Origin of the sequence: Bartonella massiliensis (genome assembly GCF_902150025.1) — a bacterium.
Lineage (GTDB): Bacteria > Pseudomonadota > Alphaproteobacteria > Rhizobiales > Rhizobiaceae > Bartonella > Bartonella massiliensis.
This window is the reverse complement of the sequence record NZ_CABFVS010000015.1, coordinates 65,012-88,211: the sequence shown is the minus strand read 5'-3', so window position 1 is coordinate 88,211 and position 23,200 is coordinate 65,012. Positions and strand designations below refer to the sequence as shown.

The 23,200-nt window shown below is 36.7% G+C and carries 17 protein-coding genes; 12 read left to right on the top strand and 5 right to left on the bottom strand.

What is annotated here, in order from left to right:
• Positions 1–176: 176 nt before the first annotated feature.
• From FNZ60_RS04035 to FNZ60_RS04020, 4 genes are all read right to left on the bottom strand, one after another.
• Positions 177–962, bottom strand: a complete 786-nt coding sequence (locus FNZ60_RS04035; protein WP_142416415.1) for a DUF1499 domain-containing protein — start codon at positions 960–962, stop codon at positions 177–179.
• A 1,023-nt stretch (positions 963–1,985) separates the two neighbouring features.
• Positions 1,986–2,525, bottom strand: coding sequence for a DUF1254 domain-containing protein (locus FNZ60_RS04030; RefSeq protein WP_142416414.1), 540 nt, complete (start codon positions 2,523–2,525; stop codon positions 1,986–1,988).
• Positions 2,518–3,114 (bottom strand): DUF1214 domain-containing protein, encoded by a 597-nt coding sequence (locus FNZ60_RS04025; RefSeq protein WP_142416413.1) that lies wholly within the window; start codon positions 3,112–3,114, stop codon positions 2,518–2,520. Before FNZ60_RS04025 ends, FNZ60_RS04030 begins: the two co-directional genes overlap by 8 nt.
• Before the next feature lie 26 nt (positions 3,115–3,140).
• Positions 3,141–5,282 carry a transglycosylase domain-containing protein gene (locus FNZ60_RS04020; protein WP_142416412.1) on the bottom strand — a complete coding sequence of 714 codons (2,142 nt, stop codon included), beginning with the start codon at positions 5,280–5,282 and terminating at the stop codon, positions 3,141–3,143.
• Between the two features lie 366 nt (positions 5,283–5,648).
• On the opposite strand from FNZ60_RS04020, the gene FNZ60_RS04015 reads away from it, so the two are divergent.
• The 12 genes from FNZ60_RS04015 to FNZ60_RS03960 all read left to right on the top strand — a co-directional run bounded on the left by FNZ60_RS04015 (position 5,649) and on the right by FNZ60_RS03960 (position 20,770).
• Positions 5,649–5,885, top strand: coding sequence for a hypothetical protein (locus FNZ60_RS04015; RefSeq protein WP_142416411.1), 237 nt, complete (start codon positions 5,649–5,651; stop codon positions 5,883–5,885).
• 21 nt (positions 5,886–5,906) lie between these two features.
• Positions 5,907–6,575, top strand: a complete 669-nt coding sequence (locus FNZ60_RS04010; RefSeq protein ID WP_142416440.1) for a response regulator transcription factor — start codon at positions 5,907–5,909, stop codon at positions 6,573–6,575.
• Positions 6,572–7,990, top strand: coding sequence for an ATP-binding protein (locus FNZ60_RS04005; protein WP_142416410.1), 1,419 nt, complete (start codon positions 6,572–6,574; stop codon positions 7,988–7,990). Before FNZ60_RS04010 ends, FNZ60_RS04005 begins: the two co-directional genes overlap by 4 nt.
• 289 nt (positions 7,991–8,279) lie before the next feature.
• The gene (locus FNZ60_RS04000; RefSeq protein WP_246054707.1) at positions 8,280–9,098 is read left to right on the top strand and encodes a tetratricopeptide repeat protein; all 819 of its coding nucleotides are present in this window, start codon (positions 8,280–8,282) and stop codon (positions 9,096–9,098) included.
• Positions 9,099–9,361: 263 nt separating this feature from the next.
• Positions 9,362–9,841, top strand: a complete 480-nt coding sequence (gene ccmE / locus FNZ60_RS03995; protein WP_142416409.1) for a cytochrome c maturation protein CcmE — start codon at positions 9,362–9,364, stop codon at positions 9,839–9,841.
• Positions 9,842–9,848: 7 nt separating this feature from the next.
• Complete coding sequence (locus FNZ60_RS03990) at positions 9,849–11,828, top strand: heme lyase CcmF/NrfE family subunit (protein WP_142416408.1); 1,980 nt, start codon at positions 9,849–9,851, stop codon at positions 11,826–11,828.
• 1 nt (position 11,829) lies between these two features.
• Entirely contained in the window at positions 11,830–12,285 is a 456-nt protein-coding gene (locus FNZ60_RS03985) for a cytochrome c-type biogenesis protein (RefSeq protein WP_142416407.1), read from the top strand.
• A 185-nt stretch (positions 12,286–12,470) separates the two neighbouring features.
• On the top strand, positions 12,471–13,982 hold the full coding sequence (locus FNZ60_RS03980; protein ID WP_142416406.1) for a Do family serine endopeptidase: 1,512 nt from the start codon (positions 12,471–12,473) through the stop codon (positions 13,980–13,982).
• Positions 13,983–14,064: 82 nt separating this feature from the next.
• Positions 14,065–14,751 (top strand): response regulator transcription factor, encoded by a 687-nt coding sequence (locus tag FNZ60_RS03975; protein ID WP_142416405.1) that lies wholly within the window; start codon positions 14,065–14,067, stop codon positions 14,749–14,751.
• Entirely contained in the window at positions 14,748–16,130 is a 1,383-nt protein-coding gene (locus FNZ60_RS03970) for a sensor histidine kinase (RefSeq protein WP_142416404.1), read from the top strand. Before FNZ60_RS03975 ends, FNZ60_RS03970 begins: the two co-directional genes overlap by 4 nt.
• 76 nt (positions 16,131–16,206) lie before the next feature.
• Positions 16,207–19,152, top strand: a complete 2,946-nt coding sequence (locus FNZ60_RS03965) for a bifunctional [glutamine synthetase] adenylyltransferase/[glutamine synthetase]-adenylyl-L-tyrosine phosphorylase (RefSeq protein WP_142416403.1) — start codon at positions 16,207–16,209, stop codon at positions 19,150–19,152.
• 784 nt (positions 19,153–19,936) lie between these two features.
• Complete coding sequence (locus tag FNZ60_RS03960) at positions 19,937–20,770, top strand: outer membrane protein (protein WP_142416402.1); 834 nt, start codon at positions 19,937–19,939, stop codon at positions 20,768–20,770.
• Positions 20,771–21,992: 1,222 nt separating this feature from the next.
• Here the strand turns inward: FNZ60_RS03960 and FNZ60_RS03955 are convergent.
• Positions 21,993–22,883, bottom strand: coding sequence for a metallophosphoesterase family protein (locus FNZ60_RS03955; RefSeq protein WP_142416401.1), 891 nt, complete (start codon positions 22,881–22,883; stop codon positions 21,993–21,995).
• Between the last annotated feature and the right edge of the window lie 317 nt (positions 22,884–23,200).

Below are 23,200 nucleotides of genomic sequence, written 5' to 3'. Positions count from 1 at the left end.
TCAATAAGTTATAGAATATAATTTTATGATTCGAATTCAGGTACCCCAGCCATACTTTAACGAAATTAGTCAAGATCGAGGTTTCTAAAAACTTTGAGATTTTGTCTATTAACGATCTGTTGCCAATAAGATCTGGTAATAAGCTGAAAGACACCTATCTAATGCTTTCTTGATTGTTATCCATCATCTTGAGAGAGAGGAAGTGAAGCGATTTCTGTATCAAGGGCGTCCATAAAATTGATAATAAAAGCAGCATTGGTTCCTAAATCTCTTGGCAAATAACGAGAGGCAGAGCGCATATCAACGAAAGTTGTATCACCTTCATCCGTTAAACGGATCACAATGTCCGAAATAAAGCCAAGGTAAAAAGTTTTAGCTTGTGTTTCAATATAAATCTCATTTTCTTCACCTTGGAATTCTTGTTGCGCTACAATAGGCCAATCATAGGCCTCTAAAACATTGAGAACGGATTCGCGAATGCGTTCAGGTGAGCCATCATAACGGCGCCCCGACAGTTCTGGCCATTGTGACCTCTGTAATGTTGATTGTTCAAACAAAACACTTTTGAGTGGTAAAGCATCACTGGGGCGCATTGTGCGAAAAAAAGCCGGTAGTCTTTGGGTATCGGTAGAAACATCGTAAAGAGCCGGTAAGGTAAACCAGAGTCTAAAAAATAATATTAATGGTGTCGCTGTTATGAGTGAATAAATAATTCCTTTTAAAGCTCTCATTCCTCCTAGAGCTCCGTAGATCCACAAACTATAAAGTGCTTTAACAGCAAGAAAAACAGAAATAATCACACAACCCGTAGAGATACTTATCAAAATTATAAAATCAGTTACGTTAATGACAGAAAAACGCTGGAAGATGACCGAAAATAATAAAATAAAAAACGCTAATCCACCAAATCGAGGAGACCATACCGCTGCTCTTGAAGTTAATCGAACATATCTCTTCTTCATGAAGTTTTTTCCCCTCAACTGTAGACGATAAGCGAAGTTTTTTCAGAGTGCATATCCCACAAAAAGTTTCCGCTCATAAGACAAAAGTAAAGCACTTGTTTTTAAGATCAAGGATGTGTGATATCTCATTAATTTCCAGTGATTATTTTAGCACTATCATTGAAGATAATAGGTATTCCTTCGGAAAATTACGGTGTCATTGATCAATTTTATGAGAATGTTGTCAATAAATAGAAATAAGCTCAAATAACAAGTTTTCCAGTTGTTATCAGCCTATTTATTTAGAGCTTTAATCTTTCTCTTTTCGTTGCGGGGCGTTTTTTCTGTCAGGTAAGGCCTATCGAATAACGGAATATTATTGGGTTGCCAATTCACGGCGTTTGTTTTAAAAGAGCATCTTGCTCATCATACTCATTGTGCGACGGTGCCTATGAAGGGGTTAAGGATAAAGCAATTGAGCATCCCATTTCTACGTTTATGAAGAAGAAAAACAGCACCATTATTCTATTTGTTAGCCCTCAATGTCGCAACAGCCCTTGAGCAGAGACAGTTCATTATAGGCATTTTTATTGTACAGTTTTTATTTACACAGCAATCTCACTCGTACTATACAAAAGATACAGGTTTGATTGATTCAACAGGAACAAGTTTGTCAATGAGGAACCTTAAGATATTCGGAGCGCTCATTCAACATCTCAAGAAATAAATTATCATTATAAATAAAATTATTGTCTAAATATTAAGATGAGTATGTGCAACAGAGATTTTATTCTCTCTCATATAGATAATCAATGGACTGATTTTTTCTCTATACATGTGGTTTGTATTTCCATCAAAGATTAATGTGAGGGGATTAAAAATACTTTATTTATCTCAATAAAAAATGAGGGATCTAAAGTCAGACAAACCTAAATTATAATATATCGATTAATAGAAGGAAAAATTGATCGAGGAAAAAGATAATCTTTTTGATAGGTTTTATTTTTTTGTTAAAAGTAGGTCATTGTACAAGTGAGGCTATTTTTATTCATAAAATATGCGACAAGTAGCCGATGAAAGAAAAGCTTTACTTTCTTTTTTTGCCAGGGAAGAAGGGGCAAAAATACGTAAAATGACAAAGCCTTCATTCAATTTTTTCGCAACCAAAACTGAATTGGTATTTTTTTTAGGGTTTGACTTTTTGAGTTCTATTATTTGTATTGGCTTCCCAATGATAAGATCGAGTGTAGCATCAGGGGCGGTTCGGTCATTAAGGCTGTAGAAAATAATTCCGTTGTGTGTGTAGACTGCCAGTGACCAAAATAGTCGTGTTTTTAAAGCTTTTAAATGAACAGGACCATTTTCAAGATTAAATCTGCAGACTTTAAGAAGCAAGAGTGGATCAGAAAACTCTTGAATAGGATTATCGGGCGTAAAATCAACAAATTGATAAGGGACTCCGGATTTTTTAAGGCTTGTCCATATATTATTTTGCGCCCAAGAGGGGATCAGAAATAAAACACAAATATGAACGATAACAGCACCAATGAATGCAAGAAGTATGGTATGAATAAATCTAGTCACAATTTGTTTGTCCTGATGGGATTTGTTCTATTGATGGCATGGTGAGATTGTGTAAAGCTGTTGCAGAGATGATGGAGGTATCATATAAGGTGAGAATAAGCCCGAATTCTTTTTGACTAACGGTTGCAAGCCAATTGCCGGTTTGCGGTGTGGGTGAAATATTGATGCGCAATGAGCCATCATGTTCATAAGTAATATTGTCAGTGTGAAGTTCAAAAGGTATTTCTTTCGATGAAGTATAGGGTTTAAGGGATTTATCAGCCGTATAAAGGGTAAAAAGACGGGTTTCAGGGATAGTGCCTTTGAGCAAATAATGACAGTGAGAGTGGAGGAGACGCCCTTGGTTATCCTGCCAAATCTGAAATTGAATACCTTCAGTGCGTCCGAGAGAAACAACACCTTGCTTGGCAGTGCGGGCGCGGGTGTAAGGATCCATATTGGCGGTTCCTACTTGTGGATAAGCACTCCATTTTCCAATTGTAAAGCGTCCAAAATGAGGAAAGGAATTGAGCATATAATCGACACTCAGTGTTCCCCATAAAATAGAAAAAGCGAAGATAAATACAAAAATGGTGATATTAAAAAGCATCAGTGAATATCTTGAATTCAAAATGTTTAATCTCCCGTTGTTTTCATTTTCAAAGAGAGTGCAGAGTGTGTTTTCAGATCTTTGTTAATCAAGCGTACGATATTTAATGTTTCAGAAGAAAGCATAGAGGGTATTGGGGGAAAAAGTTCAGAATCTGTATGAGAGGGAGGTTGTGAGGGCTGATAAGGGAGGAGAGAATCTTTAACACCGTAGAGATGTTTAAGCATGATATTTTGATGTGCAGTAAGCATAATGCGATGCCATATCATGGCAGGAACGCCACCCCCAAAAGCACGATTCATTGGTGAAAAGTTATCATTTCCCATCCATACCGCGCCAGTATAATTTCCCGTAAAGCCAACAAACCAAGCATCGCGATAGGATTGTGATGTTCCAGTTTTTCCAGCAACAAGAGTCATGGGCAGAGCAGCACGCTTACCGGATCCTCGTGTTGTAACACCCACCATCATTTGGTTCATATAAGCCGCTGATTGTCTGCTAAGAACACGGTGTAGTGTTTTTCCGTTATGCTCGAAATCCCATACCACATGTCCATCAAGTGTTTTGATTTGTATGAATCCATGACGATTACCGGCTATCCCACCATTCGCAAAGACATTAAAGCCTGTTGCTTGGTCCATGGGGGTCATATTAGAAGTACCAAGAACCATTGTTTTGTGTGATAAAATATGCGCATTAATTCCCATATTCTTGATGAGATTTATGATGGGTTTAGTATCGCGGTGAAGATATTGATAGGTGAGATAAACAGGGACTGTATTAATGGAAAAGGCTAAAGCCGTTGCCAAATCAATTTTTCCCAGATAACGACCAGAATTATTTTTGGGTGTCCATCCTCCCCAATTAATGGGGGCATCTGAAACAATTGTTGAAGGTGAAAGACCGTGCTCTAGTGCGGCTGCGTAAACATAAGGTTTGAATGAAGAGCCAGTTTGCCGTCCACCTTGTGTTGCTCTGTTAAATTGACTCTTTTTATAGTCTAGTCCTCCAACAATTGCGCATACGGCACCATTATTATCGAGTATAACGGTTGCCGCTTGTGTTACACGATATTGTTGACCATATTGATGCAAATGATATGCAATAGATTCTTCTGCTACTTTTTGAAGGATCGGATCAAGGGTTGTCTGAATAATTAAACGATGGCTTGGAAGTTCATTACGCATTTTTTTGACTTCCTCGAATGCCCAATCAAGAAAATAATCAGGCTGATGATTGTCTATTTGGGGAAGAGCCTTAGCAGGGTGGCGATGCGCGTTGATAATCTGGCTTTTTGTCATAAAGCCGCTGTTCACAAGATTAGAAAGGACGACATTGGCACGTGTTTGCGCAGCAAAGAGATGACGATGAGGCGCGTATTTTGTTGGTGCTTTAAAGAGGCCTGCTAACATAGCCGATTCACTTAAAGATACATGACGGATGTTTTTTCCAAAGTAAAATTTTGCCGCTGCTGCAATACCAAAATTGTTTCCTCCCATATAGGCACGGTCAAGATAAAGTTGCAAAATCTGTTTTTTGCTAAAATTTGCTTCGAGCCAAAGAGCAAGATAAGCTTCTTTGATTTTACGTGTTATGGTTCGCTCGTTGGTTAAGAATAAATTTTTAGCTAATTGTTGTGTAAGGGTCGATCCCCCTTGTACCACACCTTTAGCTTGCATATTTTGTGAAATTGCTCGTGTGAGCCCTTGAAAATCAATGCCAAAGTGATCAAAAAAACGACGGTCTTCTGTAGCCAAAACCGCTTTAATAACGGTGTCAGGCATTTCTTCAACAGGGACAGAGATCGCCGGCAGTGCACCACGGTGACCAATGGGATTTCCATAGCGATCTAGAAAAAGAATAGAAAAGTTTTTTGGAGAAGACCAATCTGTTTTGGTCAGTTCAAAAACAGAAATGCCCAAAATGGTGAAAAGCGTAAAGCCTATCAATCCTAATGTTAGTATTTCATCGAGAATTTCAACGATAAAGCGTTTCCATCCTTGAAGATGAAAATTTTGTGAGATGATTTTTGCCGTTTTCCAGAAAAAACTGTTAGCAGAACGAAGGCGATAAAGCGCTGTATCTAATCGTGCATCTAATTCGATAAGAGTAGGGCTATGAAATGGCTTATGGTGTTGTCCTTTCTTTTTTTTAAAAAAATTAAACATCTAAAAAGAGCCTGTGGAAAAGTAATACAACCAAAAAAATGTATAAAATTATATGGAGTAGAAGTATTTTTTTTCTATAGTGCTCAAAGAAAGGGCCGTTTATTTGAGAATTATTCATGTCTTGTAAAAAAATGTATTAAGATTTTATTATTATATTCAAGAAGCTTTCTTCTCATTATTAAAAATATTTTATTTTGAATTTTTAAAAATTTGGAGTAATATTAATGTGTTATTCCGTGGGATAGAGGATAAGTTATTTTCCATTTGTGATTTTTAATTGACTTGTGTTTTTTTAATTTACCCCAAAAAAAACATTATTTCTTTTATCCTTTAGAAGATTTAAGAAGATAGATTATTGAGATGTCTATGATGAAAAAAGTTTTCTTGTTCCTGATAATAACAGCTTTTTTAGGAGCCGATTCTGTTCTGGCTGCGGAGTGTGCTGAGGTTGGTAAGAAGGTTGCGGCCCAAGAGAAAGGGGTTCTTGTCCGTTCAAAAGCGGTTGTTCAGGATGGAAGGGGGATGTGTGCAATTGTGGTTGTTGTTCCAGCCCGTAATGGTGAAAAGCTGCGCCGTGTTGAGTTTTTTCTACCTGCTGATTAGTTTTTGGCAGATGGTGTTGTGATGCGTATCTTAATCGTTGAGGATGATCGGAATCTTCATTATCAATTAGCAGAAGCAGTAAAACAAGCAGGATATGTTTCCGATAGTGCTTTCGATGGGGAAGAGGCTTATTTTTTAGGCAGCACAGAAGCTTATGACGCGGTGATACTGGATATAGGTTTACCGCATATTGATGGTGTTCGTATTGTTGAAAAATGGCGTCAAGAAGGGCGCACTATGCCGGTTTTAATGCTAACGGCACGAGATCGTTGGTCTGATAAGGTGCTCGGTATTGATGCAGGGGCTGACGATTATGTTGTAAAACCATTCCATTTAGAGGAAGTGATGGCGCGCTTGCGAGCGCTCATTCGCCGCTCTACAGGACATGCAACAAGTGCTTTATGTTGCGGAAATGTTTTGTTGGATACAAAGACATCTCGTGTTTTTGTGGATGGTCAATTGATTAAACTAACATCTTATGAATTCAGACTGCTTTCGTATCTTATGCATCATTGTGGCAGGGTTATTTCAAGGACGGAGCTTACTGAGCATCTTTATGATCAGGGGTTTGATAAGGATTCAAATACGGTGGAAGTTTTTGTAGGTCGGTTACGCAAGAAGCTTGGTGTGGGCTTGATTGAGACCATTCGAGGGATGGGATATCGCGTGAGAACACTAGGTGATGAATGAATTTTTTCAAAGAAGATAATTGGTTTCAGAGGTTCTTTTTTGTCATTACGCGATCTCTCAGTTTACGTGTTATGACCTTATCAACATTATGGATTGTTATTTCTCTTTTATCGATTTCAGCAGTGAGTATTTTATTTTATAAGCGTTCAACTGAAGAGAGCCTAGAGCGTATCCTTTCTGCTCAACTCTACAGTTTGATTGCAACAGTGACGGTGTCACCGGAAGGCACTTTGAGAGGAGGGGCTGGAATTGATGATATTCGTTATGCTGATCCAACAACAGGATGGTATTGGGAAGTTGTTGCGATATCTCATAATTTGAAAGGAAGATTGACTTCTCCCTCATTGGGAACGGGAGAGATTTTTACACCCAGTGATGTTGATATACCTTTTGATAATAAATTCTTTCGCTCTTATCGGATAAAGGGAAAAAATGGTCAAAAGCTCCAAGTGATTGAGAGTGATGTTGTTCTTGATAATAAAAATCATATTGCACGTTTTCGGCTTGTTGGAAATATTAATGAAGCGCATGCCCAAGTAAAGGAATTTAAAAAAACTTTGCAAATTTTTCTTTGGAGTTTTGGTCTTGGGAGTGTTCTCATTAATATTGCACTTATTTTCTTTAGTTTTCAACCGTTGAAGCTTATTCGACGGACATTGAATGATATTCGAGAAGGAAGGATTCACTATGTGGATACCGATCTCGTTAGCGAAGTCATGCCGCTTGTCCAAGAGATGAATGCTCTCATTAAGAATAATCAGCGTATTATTGAGCGATTTCGTACACAGGTTGGTAATCTTGCGCATTCATTGAAAACACCTTTGTCTGTGATTATGAATGAGACAGATAAAATGCGCGGAGGAAAAGTTTGTTTGTTAAGAGAGCAAACGCAAATAATGCAAGCTCAAATCAATCATTATCTTCAGCGGGCGCGAATTGCAGCACAATGCGATAGCATTGTCTATCATACATCTGTTCGCAATGTGATTGATCGTTTGGTGCGGGTTATGAAAAAGCTTAATCTCGAAAAAAAAATTGAATTTATGATGGATGTTGATGATATTGTTTTTTCTGGAGAGAAGGAAGATCTAGAAGAAATTGTAGGCAATTTGCTTGAAAATGCTACTCAGTGGTCTTGCGAACATGTGTTGATCTCTTGTTGTGTAGAAGAAAACATTAAAGAAGAAAAATATTTTAGTATTCTTGTTGAAGATGATGGCCCTGGTTTAACAGAAGATAAAATTGATGAAGCGTTAAAAAGAGGGTGGCGGTTTGATGAAAGTAAGCCGGGGACAGGTTTAGGGTTAGCAATTGTTTCAGATATGGTCAATGAATATGGTGGTCATCTCTTTTTATCGCGTTCTGTCTTGGGGGGCTTGTGTACAAAAGTCTTATTACCCAAAATGGGAGAATAACGTATTGTCTTATTAATCCATAGATGTCTATAAACTTTGTAAAGAAATATTTAGACAATACAAATAAAGTAGGGAGGTTTTTTCAGAAGATCGGTATTTATAATCAAAATATGAAAATAAAGCTTTATTTTTATTTCATTGATATAAGTGATCTATATGAGAGAAATGAACAATAGATTTTACGATGTTCTTCATAAAGAGATGAATTTTTATTATTTCACATCACTCTTTTCATGAAGAGGATAAAAGGTAAGCGAGTTATCTTCTGTTTGTATTGGAAAAAAATGATATGCTCTTCCTCATTTTGGCAGCATTTTTTCTCACTTTTCTGGCAATTATTCTTTTTCTTTCACTGCGTTTTGATGATGGAGTAAAGAAAAAGTGGCAAGTTCAAACCATGGATGGTTGTAAAAGTTATCTGCATACGGTGGAGGCTCATAAGCTTTATAGGCATTATAAAAAAAGAAATATTCTTAAAGCTTTAAGTATTTTGTTTGTACTTCTTATGACGTGGAGTATTTATGGTCTGACAGGTAATCCAGAAGTGAAAAGTTATTTTTTTAGCGAATTAATGGATAAGAATCCTAAAACTCTTAGCAAGCAAGAAAAGCTTGTTCGTCTACAAGTGCTTTTTTTCCGCTCTCCTCATGATGGCAAGTTAGCCGATGCGTTAGCGGTAGGGTATCTCGAAGAAAACCATTTTCAAGAAGCCGTGAATACTTATTTAGAGGCACTTCGTTTGAATGGAGAAACAGCACCAAGGCTTGTAGGATACGGTTTAGCATTGGTTGGTTATGAAGGGGGAGTGATAACGCGAGAGGCTCAAAGTGCTTTTCAAAAAGCAGCAGATTTAGCGCCAACAGATTTTTATCCGCGCCTGTTGTTGGCCGATGCATTTCATCAAGCTGGAAAAACAGCAAAAGCAGTCCTGTTTTTACAAAGTTTTCTTGAGACAATGCCTGAAAGCTTTGCAGGACGCTCACGGGTTGAAAAAATGATAATTCAGTTGCGTAGCTCATCAAGTGAACAGATAAAGACAAAAGGGTCGTCGCTAATTAAGATGATGAAATATAAAGAGAAAAGCGAGTTAGAACGACAAGAGCCGTGATCATCTTAGAAGTGAAAGACATATGGGAGGGGAAGTTGAAGAACAAAAATGCAGAATGTCGAAAGTACGGCATAAGTTATTATAGATTAAATAAAAATTGGTGTAAAAACTAAAAAAGGAATAAGGGTATCGATAAGCGTGTTGGCAAAGGTGAGGTGTACTGGATAAAAAGTTGCACCTATGGAGAAGATATGCAAAGCTCTTAAAAAAGTAAAATATGGATGCTTATAAAACGTGCTTCAAATTTTTCTCAAAGAGTGTCTATGAACAATCAATCTTTAAAAAATTCTGTTTCATTGAAGCTTGTTTTAAAGCAGCGAAAAAAAAAGCGCTTGCTGATCATCTTGTTGTGTTGTTTGGTTATGGCAATTGCAGCAAGTCTCATTGTATATGCAATGCGTCATGCGGTCAGTTTTTTTAGAATGCCCTCTGAAATTACGAGAGAAGATATTTTAACGGGGCGTCCTTTGCGTTTGGGGGGCTTTGTTGAAAAAGGGACTGTTCAATATGTGGGGAAGAGTGGCGTTATTTTTTTTGTAACGGATAACAAAAAACATGAAAAAGTAATTTTCAGTGGTGCCTTACCGGATCTTTTTCGTGAAGATCAGGGGGTGATTGTAGAGGGGCATTTCGATCAACAGGGTTTTTTTATAGGGACACGTATTTTAGCAAAACATGATGCAACTTATAGGCCTAAAGAAACCGCTGATCGCTTGAAAAAACATTACAGTATGGAGAAATAATTCGATTGTGCTTGTCGAACTGGGTCATATTTTTTTAGCTGCAGCATTTGCCATAAGCCTATTAGGAGTTTTCTTACCTGCTTTCGGTTTTTGGAGGAAAGAGTGTTTGTTAATGCAAACCGCTACCCCTCTCACCTATATCACTTTCATATTATTACTCTTATCTTTTTTAGTGATGATTTACGCGCATGCAGTATCTGATTTTTCTGTTTTGAATGTTGTTGAGAATTCTCATTCAGAAAAACCGATGCTCTATAAAATTACGGGGGTTTGGGGCAATCACGAAGGCTCCATGTTGTTATGGGTTTTAAGTCTTGCTTTTTTTAGTGCATTGATGGCTTTTTTTAGTCAACATTTGCCAGCCGATTTTAAGACGCTGGTTTTAATTTGCCAAAGTTGGGTGATAAGCGCTTTTCTTTTATTTATTCTTTTTATATCCAATCCATTTTTACGTGTGAATCCACCAGCATTGCAGGGCAATGATCTCAATCCTCTTTTACAGGATATTGCTTTAGCAATTCATCCCCCACTTCTTTATTTAGGCTATGTTGGTTTTTCACTTTGTTTTTCTTTTGCTGTTGCGGCATTAATGAGAGGCTATGTTGATAAAGTTTGGGCGCGTTGGATTCGTCCTTGGCTTTTACTTTCTTGGTGTTTTTTGACATTGGGAATTATGGTTGGCTCTTATTGGGCTTATTATGAATTAGGATGGGGAGGCTATTGGTTCTGGGATCCCGTTGAAAATGTTTCGTTTATGCCTTGGCTTTCAGGAACAGCTCTTTTACATTCTACTCTTGTTCTTGAAAAACGAGAGATATTGAAAAGTTGGACTTTATTTTTAGCATTGCTCACTTTTTCTCTTTCTTTAATGGGAACTTTTCTTGTGCGTTCGGGATTGTTAGTTTCTGTTCATAGTTTTGCTATTGATCCAGCACGTGGACAAGCCATTCTTGCACTTTTATTTTTCTTTACGGGAGCAGCTTTTCTTCTTTTTGCTTTGCGCATTCCTCTTTTAAAAACAGAAAGATTCTTTCAACCAATTTCGCGCGAAGGGTTTATTGTTTTAAATAACTTGTTACTGATAACAATAACAGCAACAGTATTGATTGGTACGCTCTATCCTTATTTTATTGAAATGTTAACAGGGCAAAAAATTTCTGTAGGGGCTGCTTTTTTTAACCTTACCTGTGGGCCACTCATGCTTTTACTGTTGTTGTTTGTTCCGTTTGGGTCAATGATGGCATGGAAACGCGGTGATTTTCTCGCAGTTTTTGAACGGTTGTGGTTTGTTTTTGTCTTGGTTGCTATCGTCTGTTTTATACTCTTTTATGCGGCATCGGTGCGTGATATTTTTGCAGTTTTAGGCATTGGCCTTTCAGCATTTGTTTTTTTAGGCAGTTTAGCGGATCTGTGGGGAAAGAGTGGATATGGCAAGAGAGCTTTTTTCGTGCGCGTTAAGAGATTTCTTGGATTGCCATGGTCTATTTTTGGTGCAGCAATGGCACATATGGGACTAGGTGTTACATTATTTGGCATTATTTGTGTGGCAAGTTTCGGGCAAGAGCGTATTTTAACCATGAACATAGGAGAGTGGGTGACGATAGCGGATAAAACACTTCATTTTGATGCTGTGCATGACAGTTTTGGTTCAAATTATTCGGCAATGGCGTTTGATTTTAAAATATATGAAAATAAAAAAAATTTAGGATATATCACAGCTTCAAAGCGATTTTATTCAAGCCAAAATACATCAACAACGGAAGTTGGTCTTCAAAATTATGGCTTATCGCAGCTCTATATTGTGCCAGGACACCTCGATAATCGGGGTCTTGTTGTGCATATATGGTGGAAGCCTTATATCATCTGTATTTGGTTAGGGGCATTCATGATGGCTATGGGAGGATGTCTTTCTCTTCTGGGGCATTGGTTTCGCGCTGGAATGCACAAGAGAGTGTTGCTTTCTTTAAATTTTGGGAGGAGACATTGAGATGAAAAAAAATCTTTGGTTGTTATTTTTTTTAATCATAACGTTTTCTTTTCGATTAGCGATAGCAGTGGAACCAGATGAGATTTTAAAGGATACAGTCCTTGAAAAGCGCGCGCGTGATATTTCATCGCGTTTACGTTGTCCGGTTTGTCAAAATCAATCAATTGATGATTCAGATACTTCTCTAGCGCGTGATTTAAGGCTTTTAATTCGGGAAAAACTAATAATGGGCTATAGCAATCAGCAAGTAATTGACTTTCTTGTTGCACGATATGGTGAATTCATTCTCTTAAAACCACCCTTTAATAAAACAACTTGGTTATTATGGTTTTCGCCTTTAATTATTATCATCATTGGTGCAAGTGTCATATTTTTTCAGTTAAAACAGTATAAACGTGGGAAAATGGTGATTGTAAATGCAACGGAGAAAAAACAGTCAAAAACGCTATTGCATTAAAAAAGATATGCCATAAAGGAAAAATTTTAGCGTGATCGCTGAACATTCAATCTTATTATAATGATATTGGAGGATACTGAAACCTTACAAAACTTTAATAATTTAGACAGAAAACGGTAAGGTCTGGTATTTTATAAGTGACCAGATTGGGGTAGAAAGTGTGATTGAATAGGAGCATAGAGTAAATGTTAAAAAAAACTTTCTTTAAAACATTTGTCGCAGTAAGTTTTTCCGCAGTATTGGAGAGTACACTGTTTTTTAGTGGATGCACATCAAGCTTATGGACGACGAAGGCTCATGCAAGTTCTGTATTTTCTTCGTTAGTGCAACAACAGGGATTTGCAGATATCGTTGCGCAAGTGAAACCAGCGGTTGTTGCAGTGCAAGTAAAGAGCAATAAAAAGAAAGAAGATTGGTTCATTAGCAACTTTTTTAGTGGTCCGGGGATTGATCAATTACCAGATCAACATCCTTTGAAAAGGCTTTTTAAAGAGTTTTATGATTTTGATAAGCCTAAAAATAAATTTCCCCATCATTCACAAAGACTTCGTCCTGTTGCTTTTGGATCGGGCTTTTTTATTTCATCTGATGGTTACATTGTGACCAATGATCATGTGATTTCTAGCGGGACAAATTATACTGTTGTTCTGGATGATGGTACAGAATTGAATGCAAAACTCATTGGAAAAGATCTTAAAACCGATCTTGCGGTCCTAAAAGTAAATGATAAAAGAAAATTTTCCTATGTTGATTTTGGTGATGATTCAAAGCTTCGTGTTGGAGATTGGGTTGTTGCTATTGGCAATCCATTTGGTCTTGGTGGCACTGTGACAGCAGGGATTGTTTCGGCACGTGGACGTGATATTGGTACGGGTGTTTACGATGATTTTATTCAGATTGATGCTGCTGTTAATAGAGGCAACTCTGGTGGTCCAACATTTGATCTTAATGGAAAGGTTGTAGGGGTTAATACAGCAATTGTTTCTCCTTCTGGAGGAAATGTGGGGATCGCTTTTGCTATTCCAGCAGCGACTGTAAAGCAGGTTGTACAACAGCTTATCGAAAAAGGTTCAGTTCAGCGTGGTTGGCTAGGCGTTCAGATTCAGCCGGTAACAAAAGAAATTTCCGATTCAATAGGTTTGAAAGAAGCTAAAGGTGCTTTGGTTACTGATCCGTTAAAAGGACCAGCAGAAAAGGCTGGTATTAAGGTGGGTGATGTCATTATTTCGGTGAATAATGAAAAGATTGCTGATGCACGTGAGCTCGCTAGACGTATTGCAAATACTAAGCCAGGAGAAACAGTCGCTATAGGGATTTGGAGATCAGGTAAAGAAGAGAGTGTAAAGGTCAAACTTGCTTCAATGTCTGAAGATGAAAGTAAAAAAGAGGGGGCAAAATCTTTAAATGGACATGGTGATTTAGATGAAACATTGGAAGATTATGGTTTGATTGTTGTTCCTGCTGATGATGGGGTAGGGGTCGTCGTAACGGATGTCGATGCCGATTCTGATGCTGCTGATAAAGGGATACGTCCTGGTGATGTTATTGTGACAGCGAATAATAAACCGGTTAAAAAAGTCTCTGATATTACTGATGTCATCAAGAATGCCCAAAAGCTAGAGCGAAAAGCGATACTTTTACAAGTGCGAACAAATGATCAAAATCGTTTTGTTGCTCTTCCAATTTTTAAAAAATAGTATTGTATTCATGAGTGGGACAGAGATTTTGTAGATTTCTGTCCTACAATACAATTTTATAAAAATAATGGAGATGCGTTTTATGAAAATACTCGTTATCGAAGATGATTGTGAGACAGGACGTTATCTCGAAAAAGCTTTTTTGGAGGTAGGACATTCCGTTGATGTTGCTTATGATGGTGATACTGGATATGCTTTAGCTGAAACAGAAAATTATGATGTTATGGTTATTGACCGAATGCTTTTACATCGTGATGGGCTTTCTATTATTGCTGAATTGCGTGCTAAAGGCAATGAAACACCCGTTCTCATTCTTTCAGCTTTAGGGCAAGTTAATGATCGTGTAACGGGGTTGCGCGCAGGAGCAGATGACTATTTGACAAAGCCGTATGCTTTTTCCGAACTTCTTGCGCGTGTTGAAGTATTACAACGGCGGAAGAATCCTAAAGAAGCGGAAACTGTTTATTGTGTAAGCAATCTTGAGCTTGATCGGTTGGCTCATACAGTAAAACGGGGGAATAAAAACATTCTATTGCAACCACGAGAGTTTCGTTTACTTGAATATTTAATGCGTTATGCGGGGCAGGTTGTTACACGTACGATGCTTTTGGAAAATGTTTGGGATTATCATTTTGATCCACAAACAAACGTCATTGATGTCCATATTTCTCGTTTGAGAGCCAAAATTGAAAAAGATTTTGATGTTCCCCTTCTCCATACGGTGCGTGGCGCTGGATATATGCTGAAAGCACCAGATAATAAAGCATGAATCGTTTGATTAATATAATGCGCACGACAGCGCTAAGGCTTTCAGCACTTTACATTTTATTGTTTGGATTGGTGGCAACAGGCCTTTCTATTTATATGACGGCATTTTCTGCTTCGTTGTTAACAAAGCAAACTGAACAGGCTTTACATGAAGAATTAAAATATATTGAAAATGCTTATAATTATGGGGGGCTTTCTTTATTAATGCGCACGATTGACTATCGTTCAAGACAACCAGGGGCATTTCTTTATCTTGTTACGGATCCTATGGGACGTATTTTAGCAGGTAATGTAGCACGTATTGAATTAGGTCTTTTAAATCAGAATGGTTTTATTTCTACCTCTTTTTTGTATTCCCGTTTTGGAGAACATGGCAAAACAAGTGAACATCGCGCTTTGGCAGTTATTGTTGATTTGCCTAATGCTATGAAGATTCTTATAGGACGCGATTTGGATGAACCAGAACGTTTTGCAGCGGTTATTCGTAAGGCTGTGATCATTGCACTTGCGGCAATGGTTGGAGGTGCTTTACTTATATGGTTTTTTGTTGGCAGGAGAGCTTTGCAAAGGATTGATCAGGTCACAGCAGCATCACGGCGCTTGATGGATGGTGATTTCAGTGGGCGTTTACCGGTTTCTGGGGTAGGCGATGAGTTTGATCGATTGTCAACAAATCTGAATGTTATGTTAGATCGCATTGAAGAGTTAAATATTGGTTTGCGTCAAGTATCAGATAATATTGCGCATGATTTAAAAACACCGTTAACGCGCCTTAGAAATCGTGCTGAAGAGGCGCTTTCAGGAAACAAGACAAAGCTTGAATATCGTCAGATCCTTGAGAGTGTTATTGCTGAATCAGATCAACTTATTCGTACGTTTAATGCGATTTTAATGATTTCACGCATCGAAGCGAGCAGTGCAGTTGAACATCTTGAGATAATGAATATGAAATTGATTCTTGAAGATGCTGTTGAGCTTTATGAACCTTTTGCTGAAGAGTCAGGTGTTTTACTTCAGTTGGGAGATATCTTTGATAAAGAGCTTAAATTGAATCGTGAGCTTGTTGCGCAAACAATTTTTAATCTTATCGATAATGCGATTAAATATGCTTCTAAAGGTGGGAGAAAAGCGAAGGTTTGCTTATCAATGGAATATCGTGATGAACATTTATTAGTGGTTGTAAGCGATAATGGACCTGGAATAGCAGAAGATAAACGTGAAAAAGTAACAGAACGATTTTTCCGTCTTGAAGAAAGCCGTACACAACCTGGTTTTGGGATTGGTTTAAGTATAGCAAAAGCAGTTATGAAGCTACACGGGGGTGAATTATTACTTGAAAATGCAAATCCAGGGCTTAGAGCTGTTTTGTTATTTCCTTAAAGATAGTTATATTTACTTTTTCTTTTCATACGGAACAATGATTTTAAAAGTATAATGCAATAGAAAGGAAGGCAAAATGCTTTTCAAGGGAGATCAGACAAAACAAGCTTTTTTAAAAACACAGCTTCTCCCTTTATGTCCTCTCAATGAAAGTGGTTCGCAATGGTTAAAAGACATGGAAGAACAAGCGAGAAAAGAAGGTTTAGAATCGCTTGTTTCCACCATTTCAGAGAATGGAACGCAGATTGATTTTATCCGTGCAGTGATGACCTTATCTCCTTTTTTGCGTGAGGTTTTAATTAGTAATCCATCATATCTTAGTCCTTTATTGCATGTTGATATAGAAACAAGACTGAGTAAAATTATCGATGATATTACGGTTATTGATAAGAATGAATTGATCAATGAAACTTCATTGATGGCTGCTTTAAGGCAAAAAAAACGAGAAGCGCATGTTCTCATTGCGTTAGCTGATTTGAGTGGTATTTTTACTTACGAAGTTTCATGTGCTTGGTTGACACGCTTGGGCGAAGCAGCATTAGGTGTAGCATTGCGTTTTCTCTTAAGAGAAGCACATAACCATGGTAAGATCAATTTGCTGAGCCTTGAGAATCCAGAAAAAGATTGTGGTTTAATTATTTTAGGGATGGGAAAATTAGGAGCAGGGGAACTTAATTATTCTTCTGATATTGATCTTATTGTTCTCATTGATGAAACGTCCCCTCATATTGGTAATCTTTCTGAAAGTGTCGACCTATTTTCTAAAATGGTCCGTCGATTAATCCGTATCATTCAAGAGCGCACTGCAGAAGGATATGTTTTTCGTCTTGATTTTCGTCTTCGCCCAGATCCAGGGTCGACACCTTTGGCCTTACCTGTAAGGACTGCCTTGCGTTATTACGAAGGGCGTGGACAAAATTGGGAACGAGCTGCTATGATTAAAGCACGTCCCGTTGCTGGCGATAAGAGGGCAGGTTTTAACTTTCTTAAAGAACTTTTTCCCTACGTGTGGCGGAAATATTTAGATTATGCTGCGATTGCTGATATTCATTCGATTAAACGTCAAATTCATGCCCATAAAAGTTACGGGCAAATTGCAGCTTATGGCCATAATATAAAGTTAGGTCGTGGTGGTATTCGTGAAATTGAGTTTTTTGTTCAGACACAACAGCTCATTGTGGGTGGACGTTTTCCTCAATTACGTGGACGCCAAACAGTTTCAATGTTAACAGAACTTCATACGCTGGGTTGGATCAGTGAGAAAACGAAAGACAGTCTGATAAAAAGTTATGCTTTTCTAAGAAATGTGGAACATCGTATTCAGATGCTTACGGATGAACAAACACATCTTCTTCCAAATGATATTTCTCAATTCACCAGTGTTGCCTATTTAATGGGCTATCCAGACAAGTGCAGTTTTATCCGTGATTTATTAAAAACACTTCAGACTGTTGAAAAACACTATGCAGCACTGTTTGAGAATGAACAAGAACTTGGTTTAGAAATTGGTAATTTAGTTTTTACAGGTGAAGAAGATGATCCGGAGACATTAATAACATTAAGCTGTTTAGGTTTTGAAAGAGCGAGTGATATTTGTCGTATTATGCGCACGCTCCATTGTGGTCGTTATAAAGCAACGCAATCGGCTGAAGCACGTGAGCGGTTAACAGAATTAACACCAGCTCTTTTGAAAGCTTTTGGGGCAACAAAACGAGCTGATGAGGCGATGTTACGTTTTGATAGTTTTTTACAAGGATTGCCTTCAGGAATTCAGCTTTTTAGTCTTTTGCAATCTAATCCCTCTCTTTTAGATATGCTTGTCTTAATTATGGGAGCTGCGCCACGTCTTGCGGAAATTATTACACGCAAGTCTCATGTCTTTGATGGAATGTTAGATCCTAATATTCTGTCAGAATTACCAACAAAAACGTACTTAGAAAAACGGCTTGAATATTTTCTTGAAGATGTTCTTTCTTATGAAGAAATTCTCGACCATTTAAGGATTTTTGCAGATGAACAACGTTTTTTGATTGGTATTCGAATTTTAAATGGTACAATTACAGGAGAAAGAGCAGGATTTGCTTTTACTGCACTTGCTGACCTTATGATCACAAAAACGTTTTCTGCCGTTCAAGAAGAATTTTCTCGTCTTCATGGTCGTATTAAAGGGGGACGCGTTGGCATTTTGGGAATGGGGAAGCTTGGAAGTCATGAATTAACAGCAGGTTCGGATATTGATATCATTTTGCTTTATGAACACGATGATGATGCAGAAATATCTGATGGAGAAAAGCCTCTTTACATCTCTCAATATTATACGCGTTTAGCACAGCGTCTCGTTTCTGCTTTATCTACACTGACAAGCCAAGGTGTTCTTTATGCTGTTGATTTAAGATTACGGCCCTTAGGCAATAAAGGCCCCGTTGCTGTTTCCTTTCCATTTTTCAAAAAATATTATCGCCAACAAGCTTGGATATGGGAATATCTTGCTTTAACAAGGGCGCGAGGTATAACAGGAGATCCTGATTTTTTACAAAAGCTGGAAAATGAAGTGTGTGCAATTATTGCACTTTCTCGTAATAAAAACGAAGTTGTAAAAGAAATATGTAACATGCGCTCTTTGATTGCAAAAGAAAAGCCGCCCAAAAATCAATGGGATTTTAAAACAATGCCTGGTGGCATTATGGATTTGGAGTTTATTGCTCAATTTGCTCTTATTACGCATGTTATTGAGTTTCGAATTGGAGCAACGACAGCGGATATTTTAGATCGCTTACCGAACAATTTTCTGCATCAGTCATGTATTGCTGATTTACATTATGCCTATGATCTCTATACAAATTTAAGTCAAATTATACGGCTTTGCTTAAATGATTCTCTTGATCCCAATGATATGCCACCTGGCTTAAGTGATCTTTTATTAAACAGCGTTGGAGAGCCTGATTTGCTTCGTGTTGAAAAACTAATTGCGGAAACTAGGCAGTCAATATGTTCAGTTTTTACAAAAATTATGAAACATTAAATATATTTTATAATAATTCTATGAAAGCATTGAGTGTGATTTTTAGATAAAATATAAACATATATTATAGAATGATAAAAACTGCTTATTCCATTTTTATATATTAATTTTGATGTTTTATTATACATTGGAGAGCTTTAGAGAGTGAAAACTTTTCTCTATTGGCTTTTCAAGTATGATGAAAGAATTTGTCTGTTAAATGAGCTTATTCTAGGCATTATTCTTTATACAAAAAACGAAATAGCAATGCAGTGGCGCCTTTTTAATGAATGGTACTCTTTCATGAGCCTTAGCTCATAGGTATGATAGAAGCATAGCTCATTTATGAAGTAGCCAGTATACCAGATACATTTATGAATTGAGAGGCCTTCAACACAAGAATATGGGCAAGAGTGTTTCTATCGCATAGATTTAGATAAACCTTCATAAAGCTTATGGCTATATCTTATTTCTTATTACACTAGTTTTACCAAGATATTTAAATAAATAAGATAAAAAGTTTTACAGATTATATCTCTCATTGTGTTAAAAATTGATATTATAATTATTTATACAATGCTGAATAATAAGGATAAATATGAATATATAAAGTTTAATAGAGAGTAATATTTTTAATAATATAAATAATATTTATTTTTTACAATATTATTTAAAAAAATAATTTAATATTTAAATAGAAACTTTATTTTTTTATAATTGTTTCGTTTTTGCTATAGATTTTTTGTAAAAAGTGTGAAACGATTTATTATTATTTATGATCACATTAGCTTTTAGAGGAGCAATTATGATTACTAAGTATTTAATCTCAACATCTATCTTTTCTTTAATTTCAATTTCTGTATTACAGGCAGCAGATATCGTTGTTGCTGAACAGCCTGTTCCTGTTATTGCAGCTCCTACCTTTTCTTGGACAGGATTTTATGTTGGAGGGCAGATTGGTAACTTTTGGAGTAAAATAGCTGTAAATTATTTAGCAGATGAGACTGCTGGAAAATGGGAGGCAGTTCCAAAAGAAAATTTACCTAAACTTTCTGGTTTTATGGGGGGAGTTTATGCAGGTTCTAATATTGATATTGATAATGGTTTTATTATCGGTTTTGATACGGATATTATGTGGTCTAATAAGAAGTACACAAAAGATATCAGTATACCGAAAAACAAACAAGTCGGAGAAACAGCAGAAACTTCCAAAAAAAGTTTAAGGAACCATTCTGATGAAGATGAGTCTACAGCGTCGCAAATTGAGTCTATACATCATACTCTAAAACAAAAATGGTCTGGTGCTACGCGGGTGAAAGTTGGTTTTGCGATGGAGCGTATGATGCCTTATCTTTCTGGGGGGATTGCTTATACGCAGCTTCAGAATGTTTTTGAAGTAGCGGCTAATAATACTGAGAGCAGAGAAGCAATTGATCTTGCTAGTTTGGCGAGTGATGAAAAAAAGACCATGGTTGGTTATACCCTTGGAGGGGGCGTTGATTTTGCCATGACTGATAATATTATTGTCCGTGCAGAATATCGTTATTCAGATTTTGGTAAGAAGAAGTTTGTGCAGGATAAATTTGAAATGGACTATAAGACAAACGATTTCCGCGTAGGTGTTGCTTATAAATTTTAATTTTCTGCAGAATTAAACAGTTTAAAAGCCTCATTTTCGAATGAGGCTTTTACTTTTCAAATAGGTGTAGTGAAATATTTTTCACACAGAAGAGATGCTGTTTTGCTTATGGAATGCGCATTCTAAATATCATAGAATTCTTTTATTTCAAACTTATTTCACGGTGTGTCAATCAAAATCATTTATTTGTACTTTATAGATGGGGAGGAGGCGTGAGTATAAAAAATATTAAAGAAAGAATAAAAACGTTGCTTGCAAACCATTCCAAGTGCCAAAGGCGATTATCCGCATTAAGGGTTGGCAAAGTGTGTGATGGGAGTGATTTTCTTCTTTATAAACGTAAAAATGCAGTGCTCAGTGTATTTTATCATTAAACCACTTATAAGCACCGTCGTGAAATGGGGTCAGGTAGCAAAGATGCTTCTTTAAAACAAACGCATGAATTGGCAATCCAATGGTATTCTTTTTTACTTGAAATATCTTTCATATAATCAGATTTTTTACGTTACATTATTATAAAATATTTTATATAGTAGCAAAAAAATCGCAAAAATTTTTCAGGTACATAGAATGATATTCGCAATATAATTCAAGAATTATCATAATATCATTTAATGTGATTTATAGAAAAAATAGATAGAAATTTAGGATCTTATTGAGAGATAAAAATATTATTACCTATATCTATTATTGAAATAGACTCTATTATTTTCCTCTATTTACGACAAATCAATCAAAATCATTTGTTTATTTATTATTGAAATTTTTATCATTATTGATATTTAGGCATAGAAGCTAAATAAGTTTCTTTATATATACTATAAAATAGCATTACTATAAGGGTATAAGAATTTTACGTATGAGATGCTTTGAGGGGGAGTTTGTGATGAAGTGCAAAGCAAGGTTTATAAAACTTTGTTAAGTCAATCACATATGCAATTAGTATGTAGGAACTGTGTAACAAGAGTTCAGATATTATTTATAGATCAGATAGGGTATAAATCTTCGTCCTTGAGAATGAGAAGGAAGTAGACTAATAGGTTGTAAAGTCAGTTACATAAGTGGGTTAACTAATGGAGCTCTTTGAGAAAAATTGATTGATCAATAGAGAAGGTAAAACTTTATCTTATTAAGAAGCAGGAGAAAAATAAATTATGATTTATGAAAGGGATATGAAGTAAAAATATTGTCTTTTTTTGAGGTTTTGGATGTGTTTTAGTGTTTAAAGATTAATTGTTTCAGTACAGGCGATTTCGTTTTGAGGGTTGATAATGCTATAACGTTGTAATTGGCAGTGCCATTGATTTTGTAAGCGGTCAATGGAAAATAAGTTAAAGCCCGCGGGTGGTTTTTTACCACTAAAAGCTTGTGATGCGGAAGAAACACCAACAACAGGAATTTTTTTCATTGGTCCTTCAATCCACTTCAATGTGGGTAAATGAGTATGCCCATGAAGAATAAGTTCACAACCGTGATGTTTGATAACGTCTAGAAAACGTTTTGTATCCCGTAATTTTTTATGCCAAGAAGTTGCCTTGGGAAAGGGAGGATGGTGGATCATGACGACACGAAAAAGGTTGCGCTGTGCTGCTTCATTTAAAAGATGCGGTAATGTTTGCGCTTGCAGTTTACCAAAATAACCAGAAGCTTGAAAAGGGGGGGTGGCGATGGCTGAAGAAGCTGCTATGATGGCGACATCTTTGCGAATGCGCATATAAGGAAAAGGAAAGACATTGGCTTGAGGCACATCCCCTGTGATCCAAGGTTTAAAGAGAGTACATGCTTTTTGCAAGGCACCGCGGACATAGGCATCATGATTTCCAAATGTCAAAGAAATATCTTGAGGTTGTCCTAAGGTAAGGAGCCAACGGCGTGCTTGTTCAAATTCCTTATCAAGAGCAAGGTTTACAAGATCACCAGAGATCACTAGATGATCAGGCTTTGTTTTGTTCAAGGCATCTATTAAAGTTTCGAGGACATTTGTTGCCATTTGACTCTTACGTTTTTTTTGCCAATTTAAGTAACCAGTAAGGCGCTTTCCAGAAAGTTCTAAAAGGGAAGGTTTCGGGAGAGGAGAAAGATGGATATCCGATATATGGGCAAGATAAAACATAAAAGCTCGCAGAATATTAAAAACATTTTAAAGAATGAACATAAGATAAGTTTCTGCTTAAAGGCAAGAAAGATTGTAAAATGAAAAATAGCTTGTTAAAAGTATGAGAAGATTATTTGGAGAATTGATGCTAAATTGTATTCTTTACGAAAAAGGATAGCGTAATACAGCAGATCATTTTGGGGAGCCGATATGTTTTTTATGATGGAATAAAAGTGATGGTCGTAAAGTTTTAAGACTTTTAGGCAGCTTTTATACGCCCACACATTATCATAAAAAATTTAAATTACTCAGTGTTAAAATGCAAAAGGATCTAT

What these genes read in the sequence shown, in the direction of transcription:
- FNZ60_RS03965 (WP_142416403.1), top strand. Translation starts at nt 16,207, where the DNA reads ATGCTTTTCAAGGGAGATCAGACAAAACAAGCTTTTTTAAAAACACAG.
- FNZ60_RS03970 (WP_142416404.1), top strand. Translation starts at nt 14,748, where the DNA reads ATGAATCGTTTGATTAATATAATGCGCACGACAGCGCTAAGGCTTTCA.
- FNZ60_RS04000 (WP_246054707.1), top strand. Translation starts at nt 8,280, where the DNA reads ATGCTCTTCCTCATTTTGGCAGCATTTTTTCTCACTTTTCTGGCAATT.
- FNZ60_RS04020 (WP_142416412.1), bottom strand. Translation starts at nt 5,282, where the DNA reads ATGTTTAATTTTTTTAAAAAAAAGAAAGGACAACACCATAAGCCATTT.
- ccmE (WP_142416409.1), top strand. Translation starts at nt 9,362, where the DNA reads ATGAACAATCAATCTTTAAAAAATTCTGTTTCATTGAAGCTTGTTTTA.
- FNZ60_RS03960 (WP_142416402.1), top strand. Translation starts at nt 19,937, where the DNA reads ATGATTACTAAGTATTTAATCTCAACATCTATCTTTTCTTTAATTTCA.
- FNZ60_RS04035 (WP_142416415.1), bottom strand. Translation starts at nt 962, where the DNA reads ATGAAGAAGAGATATGTTCGATTAACTTCAAGAGCAGCGGTATGGTCT.
- FNZ60_RS03975 (WP_142416405.1), top strand. Translation starts at nt 14,065, where the DNA reads ATGAAAATACTCGTTATCGAAGATGATTGTGAGACAGGACGTTATCTC.
- FNZ60_RS03985 (WP_142416407.1), top strand. Translation starts at nt 11,830, where the DNA reads ATGAAAAAAAATCTTTGGTTGTTATTTTTTTTAATCATAACGTTTTCT.
- FNZ60_RS03955 (WP_142416401.1), bottom strand. Translation starts at nt 22,883, where the DNA reads ATGTTTTATCTTGCCCATATATCGGATATCCATCTTTCTCCTCTCCCG.
- FNZ60_RS03980 (WP_142416406.1), top strand. Translation starts at nt 12,471, where the DNA reads ATGTTAAAAAAAACTTTCTTTAAAACATTTGTCGCAGTAAGTTTTTCC.
- FNZ60_RS04015 (WP_142416411.1), top strand. Translation starts at nt 5,649, where the DNA reads ATGATGAAAAAAGTTTTCTTGTTCCTGATAATAACAGCTTTTTTAGGA.
- FNZ60_RS04005 (WP_142416410.1), top strand. Translation starts at nt 6,572, where the DNA reads ATGAATTTTTTCAAAGAAGATAATTGGTTTCAGAGGTTCTTTTTTGTC.
- FNZ60_RS04025 (WP_142416413.1), bottom strand. Translation starts at nt 3,114, where the DNA reads ATGCTTTTTAATATCACCATTTTTGTATTTATCTTCGCTTTTTCTATT.
- FNZ60_RS04010 (WP_142416440.1), top strand. Translation starts at nt 5,907, where the DNA reads ATGCGTATCTTAATCGTTGAGGATGATCGGAATCTTCATTATCAATTA.